This is a genomic window from Pseudarthrobacter sp. MOO14, assembly GCF_058267675.1.
In genome coordinates, this window is sequence record NZ_CM177849.1 from 239,137 (window position 1) to 251,856 (window position 12,720).

A 12,720-nucleotide genomic window follows, 5' to 3' on the forward strand; every position below is an offset into this window, starting at 1 on the left:
GTGACTCCGGAACAGCTGCTGCCGGACGCTCTCCTGGAGCGGATCCGGCAACGCGCGGCCGGTTACGACCGGGACAACGCCTTCTTCCACGAGGATTTGGAGGAGTTGGCGGCTGCGGGATACCTGAAGCTCTTCGTGCCGGCGTCCGACGGCGGTCCGGGCCTTGGGCTCCGGGCGGCGGCGCAGTGCCAGCGCAGGCTGGCAACGGCTGCCCCCGCCACCGCACTGGCAGTCAATATGCACCTGGTCTGGACCGGCGTCGCACATGTCCTGGCCGCCCGGGGCGACGACTCCTTGTCCTTTGTCCTGGAAGAAGCCGCGCAGGGCGAAGTGTTTGCGTTCGGCAACTCCGAGGCGGGCAACGACTCCGTCCTCTTTGACTCACGGACCATCGCGGCGCCGGCCGCGGACGGCGGGTACACGTTTACCGGAACGAAAATCTTCACGAGCTTGTCGCCTGCCTGGACCCGCCTCGGGATCTTCGGCAAGGACCCTGCGGCCAGGGATGGAGCGGGAGAGCTTGTCCATGGATTCATCCGCCGCGGATCGCCGGGCTACCGGATCCTTGACGATTGGAACACGCTGGGCATGCGGGCCAGCCAGTCCGCCACCACGGTGCTGGAAGGCGCGGCAGTACCGGCGGACCGGATCTTTCGGAAGCTGCCGGTGGGGCCCAACGCCGACCCCCTCATCTTCGCCATCTTCGCCTGCTTCGAGACGCTCCTCGCCGCCGTCTATACGGGGCTGGGGGAGCGTGCCCTGACAGTGGGCGTGGAGACGGCAAAGCGGCGCACATCGTTCAAGAACGGCGGACGCAGCTACGCCCAGGACCCCGATATCCGCTGGAAAGTCGCCGAAGCGGCCATGGCCATGGATGCGCTCTACCCCCAGCTGGACGCCGTGGCGGCGGACGTCGACGCGCTGGCTGATCACGGGTCCCAGTGGTTCCCCAAGCTGGTGGGGCTGAAGGTTAATGCGACCGAAACCGCCAGGCGGGTAGTGGACCTGGCCATCCGGGTCAGCGGCGGATCCAGCTATTTCAGGGGCTCCGAACTGGAGCGGCTGTACAGGGACGTGCTGGCCGGCATGTTCCACCCTTCCGACGATGAGTCAGCCCACAACACCGTCGCCAACGCCTGGCTCGGTCCCCTGGAGGAGTAACCCGGCGCGGGGCACCTGCTCCCGTTCGTTCCCCCAAGGGCCGCTGGTTCCCCAAAGCCCGCCCTACACGGTGCGTTGGACCTGCATGACCCGGCGGCGCAGCCAAAACCGCCGGCCGCCGCCCATGTAAAGCTTGCTGCGTTCCAATTCCCATTTGCCGTACTCGGAGTGTTCCACCAGGCGGCGCCGCGCCTCCGGCAGGGAATCCTCAGGGCTGAGCGTCAGTACGAGGTATTCGTACTGCCGTAAATAGTCCCGCTCCCGCTGGACTGAGCTGGTGAGAAATTGCTCCTTCATTTGCTCTCCATTTTCGTCCTTTTCCGGCTAACGTGAAGTCATGAGCATCGATCCGCGTGTCGCGCTTTCGTCCCTGACCACCGCTTTGGAAGAACACCTTATAGCAGCATCGAACCGGCGCGGGGACGGTGACCCCTCCGTGGAGGCAGCCTTTTTTGCAGTTGCAGATGCGTTCGAAGTTTATGAAGACGCCCTCTATGAGGCCTACAACGAAGTTACCCCGTTGCAGGTGTTCGACGATGAAGACGACGATGATGAAGCCGACGTGGACGACGACGAAGACCTGGAGATTGTCGAGGAATAGCGCAGCGGGGAAAGACTCTGGAGCCCGCGGGATCCCGGTGGTGGGTCGCTAGGCGGAAACGTCTTCGAGCGCCCTGGCAATTTGGGGCGGCAGCGGGGAGAGCTGGGCGTCGAGGATCTCTTTCAACTGCACGTTCGTGCGGGCCCCGACAACAACTGTGGCGACGCCGTGCTGGGACAGCAGCCAGGACAATGAGACATCCTGCGGTGAACGTCCCAACCCGTTGGCTGCCATGCACACGGCGTCCACGATGCGGGACGGCTTCTCTTCCAGGTAGGGCTCCACGTAATCGGCCTCGCCCGCGGAGGCGCCGCGCGAACCGGCCGGAATGCTGCCCCGGTATTTGCCCGTGAGGACACCCCTGCCCAGAGGGCCCCAGGCCATCAGGCCCAGCCCGGCGTCTTCGAGGGCCGGCATGAGTTCCGATTCCGCCGACCTGTTAAGGAACGAATACTCGGCCTGGGCGGCCACGAGCGGAACGCTGCTGATCGCCGCAGCCTTAGCCGCCTGCCAGCCTTTGAAATTGGAGATTCCGGCGTAACGGGCCCGGCCCGACCGGACAGCGAACTCCAGTGCTGCCAGCGTCTCCTCGAGGGGAACGTTTCCATCCCACTCTTCGGCGAACCAGAGGTCCACGTAATCCGTGCCCAGCCTGGCCAGGCTGGCGTCCAGCCCGGTGAGCATCGCATTCCGTGAGGTATCCACGGCGCGCCGGCCATCCGGCGTCGTCATTCCCGCTTTGGTGGAGATGGAAATTTCCGTGCGGGATACCACGTCGCCCAGCAGCGCGCCCAGGATCGCTTCGGAGCCCCCGCCAGCGTAGGACGCGGACGTGTCCACATGCCGGCCGCCCGCACCAAGGAACGTCCGCAGCATCTCGGAGGCGTCCTGCTCGTCGGTCTCCCGGCCCCAGGAACGGGTGCCCAGGGAGAGGGCTGAAACTCGCAATCCACTGTTGCCGACGTAACGCTGCTGCATAGCAGCAAGCTTACGGGCAGAAGCGCCACCGCCATGCCGTAGGGTCTTAGCGTGAACTGGTTTGAAGCGGCCCTGCTGGGCCTAGTGCAGGGACTGACCGAATTTCTACCGATTTCATCGAGCGCACACCTGCGGATTGTGGGGGAATTCCTTCCCAACGCGCAGGATCCGGGTGCAGCTTTTACGGCCATCACCCAGCTGGGCACAGAAACAGCCGTGCTGATCTACTTCTGGCGTGACATTGTCCGCATCGTCAAAGCCTGGGCAGGCTCACTGGCCGGCAAAGTGCCGCGGCAGGATCCCGATGCCCGCATGGGCTGGCTGGTGATTCTGGGCAGCCTGCCGATCATCGTGCTGGGGCTGCTCTTCCAGGACCAGATCGAATCGGTCCTGCGCAGCATGTGGATCGTTGCCACCATGCTGATTGTCTTTGGCCTCATCCTCGCCGTGGCGGACGCCATCGGCGCCCAGAAGCGGGACCTGGCCCACCTGACCTACAAGCACGGCATCTTTTACGGCCTGGCCCAAGCCATGGCCCTGATCCCGGGCGTGTCACGCTCCGGCGGCACCATTACCGCCGGACTCCTGATGGGCTATACCCGTGAGGCCGCCGCCCGGTATTCCTTCCTGCTCGCCATCCCCGCCGTTTTCGGCAGCGGGCTCTACCAGCTCTACAAAGTGGTCACCAAGGAAGGCATTACGGGGCCGTTCGGTCTGCCGGAGACCGCCCTGGCCACCGTGATCGCACTGGTGGTGGGGTACGTGATCATCGGCTGGTTCCTGAAGTTTGTCTCCACCCGCAGCTACAGGCTGTTTGTCTGGTACCGGATCTTCCTTGGCCTCGCCCTCTACCTCCTCCTCGGTTTCAACGTCATCAGCGCCTAGGACTAGGCTTTACCTGTGAAATCCTGGACTTCCCGCCCCGTTCCCGTCCTGCCCGGAAACATGCCCGCCATCCGGCTGTTCGACACTGCGGCAGGCCGCGAAGTGGCCCTCGAACCGGAGGCCAGGCCCTCCATGTACGTCTGCGGCATCACCCCCTACGACGCAACCCACATGGGTCACGCCGCCAGCTACGTCGCCTTCGACCTGCTGAACCGTTCGTGGCGCGACGCCGGCAGCGAGGTGTCCTATGTCCAGAACGTCACCGACGTGGACGACCCCCTGCTCGAGCGCGCCACCGCCACCGGGGTTGACTGGCGCGATTTGGCCGCACAACAGGTGGAGCTCTTCCAGACCGACATGGAAGCCCTCAACGTCCTGGCGCCGGACCACTACGTTGGCGCTGTTGAGTCCATCGGGCTGATCGTGCCCGAAGTGGAACGGCTGGTGAGCATGGGCCTGGCCTACACAGTGGGCGGCAGCAACGGCGAACCCGACGGAGACGTCTATTACGACGTCGAAGCAGCCGGCAAGCAGTCAACCGCACCTGACGCGTGGGCACTGGGCGCCATTTCCCACCTGGGTGAAAGCGCCATGCTGGAGCTTTTCGCCGAACGTGGCGGCGACCCGGGGCGCGCCGGAAAGCGGCAGGCCCTGGATCCGTTGCTGTGGCGGGTGGCGCGGGACGGCGAACCAAGCTGGCCCGGTGGAAGCCTGGGCCCAGGCCGGCCCGGCTGGCACATCGAATGCACCGTCATTGCGCAGAAGTACCTCCCGTCACCATTCACCGTGCAGGGCGGCGGCTCCGACCTGATCTTCCCGCACCACGAAATGGGCGCCGGCCACGCCTACTCACTGGCTGGAGTCCCCCTGGCGAAGCACTACGCACACGCCGGCATGGTGGGGTTGGACGGCGAGAAGATGAGCAAGTCCAAAGGCAACCTGGTGCTGGTTTCGAAGCTCCGTGCCGCCGGCGAGGACCCGGCTGCCATCCGGCTGGCGATCCTGTCCCACCATTACCGTTCCGACTGGTCGTGGACGGATGAAGGGTTCTCCGCGGCCAAGGCAGACCTCGCGGCATGGCGGACTGCCCTGCAGCATGCCCCCGCAGGTTCGGGGACGGCGCTCCTGGCCGAGATGCGCGAAGCGCTGGCAGCGGACCTCAACGCGCCCGCAGCGGTTGCCGCCGTATCCCGGTGGGCACGCAAAGCCAATGATGCCGGCGCTGCTGCCAGCGCCGCCGACGCCGCCCTGGTCAAGGACGCGGTGGACGCCCTCCTGGGCATCCAGCTGTAACGAACTCCGCTTCGGGCGGCACAAAAAGGGCCTGGCCCGGATTCCTCCGGGCCAGGCCCTTTCCGCGTCCGGCGGGTTTCAGCCCCTGTCCTGGCCCCGCCGCTTCAAATACCGCTCGAATTCCCGGGCAATGGACTCGCCGCTCGCTTCGGGCAGATCGGCGGTGTCCTTGGCTTCCTCCAACTGGCGCACGTAGGCGGCGATCTCCGGGTCCTCCGTGGCCAACTCATCCACCCCGCGCTCCCACGCCTCGGCCTCCTCGGCCAGCTCATGGGTATCCAGGGGCACCTGGAGGAGTTCCTCGATCCGGTGCAGGAGGGCGAGCTGGGCCTTGGGCGAGGGTGCCTGGGCCACGTAGTGCGGTACGGCAGCCCACAAGGACACGGTGGGAATGCCTGCCAGCAGGGACACCTCGGACAGCACGCCGACAATGCCCACTGGCCCTTCGTATTGGGACGCTTCCAAGTCCATCCGCTCCCGGAGCGGGGCGTCGTCGGAGGACGTGCTCACCGGAATCGGGCGGCTGTGCGGGACATCCGCCAGGAGCGCTCCGACGAGGACCACGTAATCCACGTGCAGCGCTTCCGCATGAACCAGCAGCTCAGCGGTGTAGGCGCGCCATTTATAGGATGGCTCGGTGCCCTGCACAAAGATGACATCCACATTGGAATTTGGCGCGCTGGCTTTGTAGATCCGGGTGGAAGGCCACTTGATCTTCCGTTCGCCTGCCGCGTTCCTGCGGACGGTGGGGCGCGTGAACTGAAAGTCGTAGTACTCGTCAGCATCGATGGAGGCGACTTTCTTGCCGCCCCACAATTTGTTCAGGTAGCGCAACGAATCGCTGGCCGCTTCTCCGGCGTCGTTCCACCCTTCAAAGGCGGCAAGCATCACCGTTACGCGCTGTCCGTCTGCCACCGGCTGGAGGAACCGTTCCCGCTCGGGTCCGGCACCCTCTTCCGCCGTGGCTCCCTCGAAGCTATTCATTTCTTCACCCTACGTCCAAGGTGCTTGGTCGTGCATGGATTGAAGCGCCGCAAATCCCCGTAAACCCGTCCTTGTGGCACCCCTGCCGCGTCATATTCGCCAAGGGCGTAGCCCACAGCCTCCGCCCAGCCACGCCCCGTAGACTGGCTATATGTCAATACCTGCCGCCAGTTCACCGCTCAAGGCCGTCCTCTGGGATATGGACGGGACCATCGTGGATACCGAGCCGTACTGGATCGCCGCCGAGCGGGCACTGGTTGAGGCGCACGGAGGAACCTGGAGCCACCAGCAGGCCATGCAGCTGGTTGGACAGTCACTGACTTTTTCTGCCGGACTGTTGCAGCAGGCGGGTGTGGAGCTGGAAATCCGCGACATCATCGACGCCCTGACGGCCCAGGTCATCAGCAGCGTCCAGCAGCAGGTGCCGTGGCGGCCCGGTGCCCGTGAGCTGTTGGAAGAACTCCACCAAGCCGGGGTACGGTGCGCCTTGGTCACCATGTCCGAAGGTCCACTGGCCCGGGAGGTGGTGGCCAACCTTCCCAGGCCCTACTTCGACGTGCTGGTCACCGGTGACACCGTTACCCAGGGCAAGCCGCATCCGGAGGCCTACCTGACGGCAGTGGAGTTGTTGCAGGAAGCCGACCCCGAGCTCGGCATCCACCATTGCGTCGCGCTGGAAGATTCCGTGCCGGGCGTGGCTGCAGCGGTTGCCTCCGGGGTCGCAACGGTGGCAGTGCCGCACATCGTTCCCCTGCCCGACCATGAGAGCTACGAGCTCTGGGACTCCCTGGCCGGCCGGTCACTGGGAGAGCTGGAAGCCCTGCTGGTGGGTGCGGGTCCCCAAGGCCTCGCGGCACCCGCGTCGGGTGATCCACTTGGCTGAGCACAGCACGAAGCCTGGCACCGGCCAGGAGGCCCCCGGGCGCCGCGAAGGGATCCCGCTGGGGCGGATCGCCGGCGTCCCCGTGGTCCTGGCCTACTCATGGTTCGTCATTGCGGCCTTCACGGTGATCGTGTACGGACCGGTACTGGCACGGAACAACCCCGTGCTGGGCGCCAGTGCATACTTCGTCGCTTTCGCCTACGCCGTCCTGCTGTTGATCTCTGTGCTCGTGCATGAACTGGCCCACGCCCTCACCGCGAAAATCTACGGCTGGCCCACCCAGAAAATCGTCCTGAACCTCTGGGGCGGCCACACCCAGTTCGAGAGCTTCACAGCTTCCCCGGGGCGCTCGGTAGTGGTGGCCCTTGCCGGACCGGCGGCCAACTTCGTCCTGGCCGGGGGCGCGTGGCTGGTGCTGGGCACCAACAGCCTGGGGAGCGTCGCCGAAATCCTGACGAACATCTTCATGTGGGCCAACTTCCTCATCGGCGTCTTCAACATCCTTCCTGGCCTTCCGCTGGACGGGGGCCGGATGGTCGAGTCCATCGTCTGGAAAGCCACCGGCAGCCAGGCCAAGGGCACCGTTGCCGCCGGCTGGGGCGGGCGGATCATCGTCCTCGCCATCGCCTACTGGTTCCTGGTACGCCCCTTCCTTGCCGGTGACAGCCCGGACTTCAGTTTCCTGATGATCACCATCCTTGTTGGCGGCTTCCTGTGGATGGGCGCGTCGGCGTCCATCCAACAAGGGACTCTGCGCGGCAGGCTCCCGCTGGTCAGTGCCGCGGCATTGTCCATGCCCGCTGCCGGCCTGCCTGCGACCGCAACCGCCGGAGACGCCCTGCGCCTCTCGGAGGGAGGGGCAAGGGCAGTGGTGGTCTGCGGACCGGACGGACGGCCGCAAGCCGTGGTGGACCCGGAGGCACTCCAGTCAGTCCCCGCTGCCGCGGCGGATTCGACGCCGGTTGATGCCGTTTCCTTCCCGCTCGCGGGCGGCGCGTACGTTCCCGAGTGGTCCAAGGGACAGGAGCTGGTCCAGTTCCTGTCCCAAGTTGCGGGCCGCCACTATGCGGTGGTGGACCACAATGGACAGGTCACCGGACTGTTGACGCAGGAAGCCGTCCTCGCAACCATCACCGGCAAGAGTCCGCGGAACAATAGCTCCCCTCAGGGCCAGAACCGGTAGAGTTACCTGCCGGTCATGCATTGCCGCCGCCAACGCCAACTGGCGCCCCGAGGGACCAGGGGAGCGCGGCACCACCAGGTTTACAGGAGCGAGGAAAAATCATGAGCAGCGAAACTGCCGTCAACGACGCCAAGGGTGCAGCACCATCCAGTGTTGCCGCCAGCGGCTCGCAGCCGGTGGGAGCCGCCCGTCGCCGCGGCCCTTTCCGCGAGGGCGAACGCGTCCAGCTGACCGACGAACGCGGCCGGATGAACACCATCACCCTGGAGCGTGGCGGCGCTTTCCACACCCACCGCGGCTTCCTTAATCACGACGAGATCATCGGCAAGGTGGATGGCTCCGTCGTGGTGAACAATGTGGGCCAGCAGTACCAGACACTGCGCCCGCTGCTTTCCGACTTCGTCCTCTCCATGCCGCGCGGCGCCGCCGTCGTCTACCCCAAGGACGCGGGCCAAATCGTCACCATGGCGGACATCTTCCCCGGCGCCCGCGTGGTGGAAGCCGGCGTCGGGTCGGGTGCCCTGTCCATCTCGCTCCTGCGTGCGGTCGGCGACAACGGCTACCTCCACTCCTTCGAACGCCGCGAGGAATTCGCCGACATCGCCCGCGGCAACGTGGAAACCATCTTCGGCGGCCCGCACCCTGCGTGGCAGATTTCGCTCGGCGACTTCCAGGAGGAAGTGGTCAAGGCCGAGGCCCCCGGCTCCGTCGACAGGGTGGTCCTGGACATGCTGGCACCTTGGGAATGCCTCGACGCCGTGGCCACGGTCCTCGCCCCCGGCGGCGTGTGGATCAACTACGTCGCCACCGTCACGCAGCTCTCCCGGACGGCTGAGGCCATCCGCGCCGACGGGCGCTTCACGGAACCCGATGCCTGGGAGTCAATGGTCCGCGGCTGGCACCTTGAAGGTTTGGCGGTACGCCCCGACCACCGCATGGTGGCCCACACCGGGTTCCTCCTGGTCACCCGCCGGCTCGCCGACGGGGTCACCGGAATCTCCGTGAAGCGCCGTCCTTCGAAGACCGAATTCAACGAAGAAGACGTCAATGCCTGGACCCCCGGTGCCGTAGGGGAGCGGGCGGTGTCGGACAAGAAACTCCGCCGGGCCGCCCGCGACGCCATTGCCGGCACGAACGTCGTGGACACCCCCGAGGTTACGAACTAGTCCATATTTCGGGAGTCTCCATCCCTACCCGCCTTCTTGGGACTAATGTCTTAAGAGAAGCGCAGGAAGGGGCTGATACATCATGGAGACTCCAAACCAGGACTCCGGACGTACACCGGCAGAGCAGTCTGCCGCCAACGACCTCTCGGTTGCTGACCGCCAGGTCAACATACTTCGGGACAAGCTCAGGCACATCGACCGCCAGCTCGCAGCGGCAACCCAGAACAACACCAAGCTGGTCACCATGCTTGAGACCGCGAAAGCGGAAATCCTGCGACTTAAGAACGCCCTGGACCAGGAAGGACAGCCGCCGTACAGCTTCGGCACCATCCTGCAGATCAATCCCAAACGGCAACCCGCCCCGGGCAGCAGCGGACAGGCCGCCACCGAGGAATCAGTGGACATTTTTAATGCCGGCCGGAAGATGCGGGTGGGCATCAGCCCCCTGGTCAACATCAACCAGCTGGCGGTCGGGCAGGAAGTACTGCTTAACGAGGCGCTCCTGATCGTCGCCGGGCTCGGCTATGAGCGGGCCGGCGAGCTCGCCACGTTGAAGGAGATGCTGGGACGCGACCGCGCCCTGGTGGTGGGCCGTGCGGACGAAGAACGCGTCGTCCGCCTGTCCGGCGCCCTCCTGGCCGAAAAGCTCAGGGTCGGCGATGCCCTTTCCATCGATTCACGCACCGGATATGCGCTGGAAAAGGTTCCGCGTTCCGAGGTGGAGAACCTGGTCCTTGAGGAAGTCCCGGACATCACCTACGAGGACATTGGCGGCCTCGGGCCCCAGATCGAACAGATCCGCGACGCAGTCGAACTGCCGTTCCTGCATCCGGACCTCTACCGGGAGCACGGGCTGAAGGCCCCCAAGGGCATCCTCCTCTACGGTCCCCCCGGCTGTGGCAAAACGCTGATCGCCAAGGCGGTGGCCAATTCCCTCGCCGCCCGGGCGGCAGAGCGGTCCGGGAACGTGGATCTCAAGAGCTACTTCCTCAACATCAAGGGGCCCGAACTCCTTGACAAATATGTGGGCGAAACGGAACGGCACATCCGGCTGATCTTTTCCCGCGCCCGTGAAAAGGCTTCCGACGGCAGCCCCGTAGTGGTCTTCTTCGACGAGATGGACTCGCTGTTCCGTACCCGCGGCACCGGGATTTCGTCCGACGTCGAGACCACCATCGTGCCCCAGCTCCTCAGCGAGATCGACGGCGTGGAACGCCTCGACAACGTGATCGTGATCGGTGCGTCCAACCGTGAAGATATGATCGACCCCGCGATCCTCCGGCCGGGCCGGCTGGACGTGAAGGTCAAGATCCAGCGCCCGGACGCGGAAGCCGCCGCAGACATCTTCAACAAATACATCACACCCGACCTGCCGTTCCACGAATCGGACCTGGCCGAACACAACGGTGACGTCCAGGCGACGGTAGACGCCATGGTCCAGCGCACCGTCGAAGCCATGTACTCCACGGACAAGTCCAACGAGTTCCTGGAGGTCACCTACGCCAACGGTGATACCGAAATGCTCTACTTCAAGGACTTCAACTCGGGCGCCGTGGTCCAAAACGTGGTGGACCGGGCCAAGAAGTACGCCATCAAGGATTTGCTGACCTCGCACCAGAAGGGACTGCGGATCGAACATCTCCTGCGCGCCGTGGTGGATGAGTTCCGCGAACACGAGGACATGCCCAACACCACCAACCCTGACGACTGGGCGCGCATCTCCGGGAAGAAGGGCGAACGGATCACCTACATCCGAACCATCGTCCAAGGCAAAGCCGGGCAGGAGCCCGGGAAGTCGATCGAAACCATGCCCACCACGGGACAGTATCTGTGACGGGTGCATCAGGACCCGCCGTCGGGGACGCCCTCCCTGCCGGCGGGGCCATGCGGGTGATGGGAGCGGAAACCGAATACGGCATCCATGCTCCCTCGGCACCCTCGGCCAACGCCACCATGATGAGTGCCCGCGTTGTCCAGGCCTATGCCCAGGTCACCCGGCAGCGGGCCGCCGGGGGAGCGGAAACCCGGTGGGACTACACGGATGAAGAACCCCTGCACGATGCCCGGGGCTGGACGGTAGACCGCGGATCGGCGCATCCCAGCCAGCTGACCGACCAGCCACCGGTGCTTGACGCCGAGTCCGTAGCGTTGGCCTACGGCCGTGAGGAACTTGAGCTCGACGGCCAGGACGAGTCCGGGTCCCTGTTAATGAACATGGTCCTTGGCAACGGGGCACGGCTGTACGTTGACCATGCCCACCCGGAGTACTCAAGCCCCGAGGTCACCAACCCGCGCGATGCCGTGGCCTGGGACGCAGCGGGCGACATGGTCGTCCTGGCCGCTGTCCGGCGCCTGGCAGCCGACCCTGCCCTTCCTCCGGTCAATCTCTACAAGAACAACACCGACAACAAGTCCGTTTCCTATGGGTCGCATGAAAACTACCTCATGCCCCGATCCGTACCATTTGGCGACATTGTCCGTGGACTGACACCCTTCTTCGTCAGCCGTCAGGTGGTGTGCGGAGCCGGACGCTTGGGACTGGGCCAGGACAGTTCAGTCCCCGGTTTCCAGGTCAGCCAGCGGGCCGACTTTTTTGAGGCGGAAGTCGGGCTGGAAACCACCATCCGCAGGCCCATCATCAACACCCGGGACGAGCCGCACGCCACCGCGGACAAGTATCGGCGCCTGCACGTGATCATTGGGGATGCCAACCTCAGCCAGGTGTCCAGCTACCTCAAATTCGGTACCACCGCCCTGGTCCTCAGCCTGATCGAAGCCGGGCTGGCACCAAAAATCGAGGTCTACGAGCCTGTTACCGCACTGAAGACGGTCAGCCACGACACGTCGCTGACCGCCAAGCTGCGCCTCCTGGACGGCCGTCGGGTGACGGCGCTGGACCTTCAGTGGATGTACCACGAGGGCGCCGCAAAACTTGCGCAGGACACCGGCGTGGGTGACGCCGTGGATGGCGACGGCCACACCCACGACGTCCTGGAACGGTGGGCTACCGTCCTGACGCAGCTGGACAACGACCGCACCGCGGCTGCGGGGTCGGTGGAGTGGCTGGCGAAACTCTCCCTGCTGGACGGCTACCGGCAACGCGATGGACTGGAATGGAGTGATGCCCGGCTCGGCTTGGTGGATCTGCAGTGGTCCGACATCAGGCCTGAAAAAGGCCTGTACTACCGCATGCTCGCCAGGGGCCGGATGCAGCGTGTGGTGGATGACGCCGCCATCGCCGCCGCAGTGGCGGAGCCTCCGGAGGACACGCGGGCGTTCTTCCGCGGCAAGTGCATCAGCAGCTTCGGCAAGGACGTCGTGGGCGCCAGCTGGGATTCGGTGATCTTCGACGTACCGGGTTACGGACGGCTCCAACGCGTGCCCACCCGGGAGCCCTTGAGGGGAACCAAAGAGCTGACCGGAGCGTTGTTTGAGCGCTACCGGGAAGCCGGACCGTTCCTGGGAGAACTGCTGGGACACAACAGCACTCCGCCTGCGGCGTAAACCGCGCCGGAATGCCCGTCCCGTGGCAGGATGGGGATATCGGAGGATCCGCCGGATCCGCCGGAAGAACGAGGAGGGAAAC

Annotated in this window: 12 protein-coding genes; 9 read left to right on the forward strand and 3 right to left on the reverse strand. The window is 65.2% G+C overall.

The genetic code is table 11. The annotated features are described in order from the left end of the window. Positions 1–1,161 carry an acyl-CoA dehydrogenase family protein gene (locus AC4EEV_RS01080; RefSeq protein ID WP_491329960.1) on the forward strand — a complete coding sequence of 387 codons (1,161 nt, stop codon included), beginning with the start codon at positions 1–3 and terminating at the stop codon, positions 1,159–1,161. Between the two features lie 63 nt (positions 1,162–1,224). Here the strand turns inward: AC4EEV_RS01080 and AC4EEV_RS01085 are convergent, their stop codons facing one another. Continuing rightward, a complete protein-coding gene (locus AC4EEV_RS01085) occupies positions 1,225–1,458 on the reverse strand; it encodes a DUF5703 family protein (protein ID WP_018761332.1) in 234 nt (77 codons plus the stop codon). A 40-nt stretch (positions 1,459–1,498) separates the two neighbouring features. Here AC4EEV_RS01085 and AC4EEV_RS01090 point away from each other — a divergent pair, with 40 nt between their 5' ends. After that, positions 1,499–1,762 (forward strand): hypothetical protein, encoded by a 264-nt coding sequence (locus AC4EEV_RS01090; protein ID WP_018761333.1) that lies wholly within the window; start codon positions 1,499–1,501, stop codon positions 1,760–1,762. Between the two features lie 48 nt (positions 1,763–1,810). Here AC4EEV_RS01090 and AC4EEV_RS01095 read toward each other — a convergent pair whose 3' ends face one another. After that, the gene (locus AC4EEV_RS01095) at positions 1,811–2,740 is read right to left on the reverse strand and encodes an aldo/keto reductase (protein ID WP_491329961.1); all 930 of its coding nucleotides are present in this window, start codon (positions 2,738–2,740) and stop codon (positions 1,811–1,813) included. Positions 2,741–2,791: 51 nt separating this feature from the next. Here AC4EEV_RS01095 and AC4EEV_RS01100 point away from each other — a divergent pair, with 51 nt between their 5' ends. Next, positions 2,792–3,625, forward strand: coding sequence for an undecaprenyl-diphosphate phosphatase (locus tag AC4EEV_RS01100; RefSeq protein WP_018761335.1), 834 nt, complete (start codon positions 2,792–2,794; stop codon positions 3,623–3,625). 15 nt (positions 3,626–3,640) lie between these two features. Beyond that, the gene (gene mshC / locus AC4EEV_RS01105) at positions 3,641–4,918 is read left to right on the forward strand and encodes a cysteine--1-D-myo-inosityl 2-amino-2-deoxy-alpha-D-glucopyranoside ligase (protein ID WP_491329962.1); all 1,278 of its coding nucleotides are present in this window, start codon (positions 3,641–3,643) and stop codon (positions 4,916–4,918) included. Positions 4,919–4,996: 78 nt separating this feature from the next. Here the strand turns inward: mshC and AC4EEV_RS01110 are convergent, their stop codons facing one another. Then, a complete protein-coding gene (locus AC4EEV_RS01110; protein ID WP_018761337.1) occupies positions 4,997–5,902 on the reverse strand; it encodes a PAC2 family protein in 906 nt (301 codons plus the stop codon). Positions 5,903–6,101: 199 nt separating this feature from the next. On the opposite strand from AC4EEV_RS01110, the gene AC4EEV_RS01115 reads away from it, so the two are divergent. The 5 genes from AC4EEV_RS01115 (at position 6,102) to dop (ending at position 12,638) form a co-directional block, all read left to right on the forward strand. After that, positions 6,102–6,785, forward strand: coding sequence for an HAD family hydrolase (locus AC4EEV_RS01115; RefSeq protein WP_491330923.1), 684 nt, complete (start codon positions 6,102–6,104; stop codon positions 6,783–6,785). Then, positions 6,778–7,968, forward strand: a complete 1,191-nt coding sequence (locus tag AC4EEV_RS01120) for a site-2 protease family protein (RefSeq protein ID WP_491329963.1) — start codon at positions 6,778–6,780, stop codon at positions 7,966–7,968. Before AC4EEV_RS01115 ends, AC4EEV_RS01120 begins: the two co-directional genes overlap by 8 nt. A gap of 101 nt (positions 7,969–8,069) precedes the next feature. Beyond that, on the forward strand, positions 8,070–9,134 hold the full coding sequence (locus AC4EEV_RS01125) for a tRNA (adenine-N1)-methyltransferase (protein ID WP_018761340.1): 1,065 nt from the start codon (positions 8,070–8,072) through the stop codon (positions 9,132–9,134). Positions 9,135–9,216: 82 nt separating this feature from the next. Further along, positions 9,217–10,968 (forward strand): proteasome ATPase, encoded by a 1,752-nt coding sequence (gene arc / locus AC4EEV_RS01130; protein WP_018761341.1) that lies wholly within the window; start codon positions 9,217–9,219, stop codon positions 10,966–10,968. 50 nt (positions 10,969–11,018) lie between these two features. After that, a complete protein-coding gene (dop, locus tag AC4EEV_RS01135) occupies positions 11,019–12,638 on the forward strand; it encodes a depupylase/deamidase Dop (RefSeq protein WP_491330924.1) in 1,620 nt (539 codons plus the stop codon). Positions 12,639–12,720 lie beyond the last annotated feature (82 nt).

Excerpts from the sequence above, each read along its gene's own strand:
- AC4EEV_RS01085 (WP_018761332.1), bottom strand. The coding sequence starts at position 1,458 with ATGAAGGAGCAATTTCTCACCAGCTCAGTCCAGCGGGAGCGGGACTAT.
- AC4EEV_RS01090 (WP_018761333.1), top strand. The coding sequence starts at position 1,499 with ATGAGCATCGATCCGCGTGTCGCGCTTTCGTCCCTGACCACCGCTTTG.
- AC4EEV_RS01095 (WP_491329961.1), bottom strand. The coding sequence starts at position 2,740 with ATGCAGCAGCGTTACGTCGGCAACAGTGGATTGCGAGTTTCAGCCCTC.
- AC4EEV_RS01110 (WP_018761337.1), bottom strand. The coding sequence starts at position 5,902 with ATGAATAGCTTCGAGGGAGCCACGGCGGAAGAGGGTGCCGGACCCGAG.
- AC4EEV_RS01115 (WP_491330923.1), top strand. The coding sequence starts at position 6,102 with ATGGACGGGACCATCGTGGATACCGAGCCGTACTGGATCGCCGCCGAG.
- AC4EEV_RS01125 (WP_018761340.1), top strand. The coding sequence starts at position 8,070 with ATGAGCAGCGAAACTGCCGTCAACGACGCCAAGGGTGCAGCACCATCC.
- arc (WP_018761341.1), top strand. The coding sequence starts at position 9,217 with ATGGAGACTCCAAACCAGGACTCCGGACGTACACCGGCAGAGCAGTCT.
- dop (WP_491330924.1), top strand. The coding sequence starts at position 11,019 with ATGCGGGTGATGGGAGCGGAAACCGAATACGGCATCCATGCTCCCTCG.